At 69.6% G+C, this 2,047-nt stretch carries 1 protein-coding gene; it reads left to right on the top strand.

Features of this window, described 5'->3' with window-relative positions; translation table 11 throughout:
- Window positions 1-9: 9 nt before the first annotated feature.
- A partial coding sequence (locus ACIKT0_RS17485) for an ATP-dependent helicase (protein ID WP_407106623.1) occupies window positions 10-2,047 on the top strand: 2,038 nt, incomplete at its 3' end.

Raw genomic sequence — 2,047 nt, 5'->3', positions numbered from 1 at the left:
GCCAACGCCATGCAGAAGGTCGGCAACGAGGGCGTCATCACGGTCGAGGAGGCCAAGAGCCTCGAGACCGAGCGCGAGGCGGTCGAGACGCTGGACGGCCCGCTGCTGGTGCTCGCCGGCGCCGGCACCGGCAAGACCCGCGTGCTGACGACCCGCATCGCGCACATCCTCGCGCTCGGCCGTGCCCGGCCGTCCGAGATCCTCGCGGTCACCTTCACCAACAAGGCCGCCCGCGAGATGCGGGAGCGCGTCGGAAAGCTGCTGGGCCAGGCCGCCGAGGGCATGCAGTGGCTCGGCACCTTCCATTCGATCGGCACGCGCATCCTGCGCCGGCACGCGGAGCTCGTGGGGCTGCAGTCGAGCTTCACGATCCTCGACACCGACGACCAGATCCGGCTCATCAAGCAGGTGCTCTCGGCCGAGAACATCGACGACAAGCGCTGGCCGGCACGCCAGCTCGCCTTCGCGATCGACGGCTGGAAGAACCGCGCGCTCGGGCCGAAGGACGTTCCCGCCGGCGAGGCGCAGGCCTTCGCGGCCGGCCGCGGCGCCGAGCTCTACGGAATCTACCAGGCGCGCCTGAAGCAGCTCAACGCGGTCGATTTCGGCGACCTGCTGCTCGAGCCGATCCGCATCTTCCGCGACCATCCGGACGTGCTGGAGCAGTATCACCGGCGGTTCCGCTTCATGCTGGTCGACGAGTACCAGGACACCAACGTCGCGCAGTATCTGTGGCTGCGCCTGCTGGCGCAGGGCTCCAAGAACCTCGCCTGCGTGGGCGACGACGATCAGTCGATCTATGGCTGGCGCGGCGCCGAGGTGGAGAACATCCTGCGCTTCGAACGCGACTTCCCGGGCGCCAAGGTGGTCCGGCTGGAGCGCAACTACCGCTCGACCGGACATATCCTCAACGCCGCGTCGCATCTGATCGCCAAGAACGAGGGGCGGCTCGGCAAGACGCTGCGGCCGCAGACCGAGCTCGGCGAGAAGGTGACGGTCGCCGGATCCTGGGATTCCGGCGAGGAGGCGCGCGCGATCGGCGACGAGATCGAGGCCCTGCAGTCGAAGGGCCACAAGCTCGACGACATGGCGATCCTCGTGCGCGCCTCGTTCCAGATGCGCGAGTTCGAAGAGCGTTTCATCACGCTCGGGCTGCCCTACCGGGTGATCGGCGGCCCGCGCTTCTACGAGCGCGCCGAGATCCGCGACGCCATGGCCTATCTCAGGGTCGTGGCGAGCCCGGCCGACGCGCTCGCCTTCGAGCGCATCGTCAACGTGCCGAAGCGGGGTCTGGGCGACGCCGCGCTCAAGCTGATCAACGAGCGCGCGCGCGCCGACGAGGTGACGCTGCCGGAAGCCGCGCGACGGCTGTGCGACGCCGGCGAGATGAAGGGCAAGGCGCGCGCGGCGCTCAAGGACCTGATCATGTCCTTCGACCGCTGGTCGGGGCTCATCGACAAGACGCCGCACACCGAGCTCGCCGAGATCATCCTGGAGGAGTCCGGCTACACCGACATGTGGGCCAAGGACCGCACCGCGGAGGCCCAGGGGCGGCTCGAGAACCTGAAGGAGCTCGTGCGCTCCATGGAGCCGTTCGAGAATCTGCGCGGCTTCCTCGAGCACGTCTCGCTGGTGATGGACGCCGACCGCGGCCCGAGCGAGGACGCCGTCACCATCATGACGCTGCACGGCGCGAAGGGGCTGGAGTTCGACACCGTGTTCCTGCCCGGCTGGGAGGAAGGCCTGTTCCCGCATCAGCGCTCGCTGGACGAGAGCGGCCGCGCCGGCCTCGAGGAGGAGCGCCGGCTCGCCTATGTGGGACTGACACGCGCGCGGCGGCGCGCCAAGATCTGGTTCGCCTCGAACCGCCGCGTCCACGGCATGTGGCAGTCGTCGATCCCCTCGCGCTTCCTCGATGAGCTGCCGGAGGCGGATGTCGACGTGCTGGAGGCGCCGGCGACCTTCGGCGGCGGCATGGGCGGCGGCTATGGGCCGAGCCGGTTCGACAACGCGCAGCCCTTCGCCTCGACCTACGCGACGCCGGGCT

Origin of the sequence: Hansschlegelia beijingensis (assembly GCF_045505405.1) — a bacterium.
In the GTDB taxonomy this organism is placed as follows: Bacteria; Pseudomonadota; Alphaproteobacteria; order Rhizobiales; family Methylopilaceae; genus Methylopila; species Methylopila beijingensis_A.
This window is presented reverse-complemented; position numbering and strand designations above follow the sequence as displayed.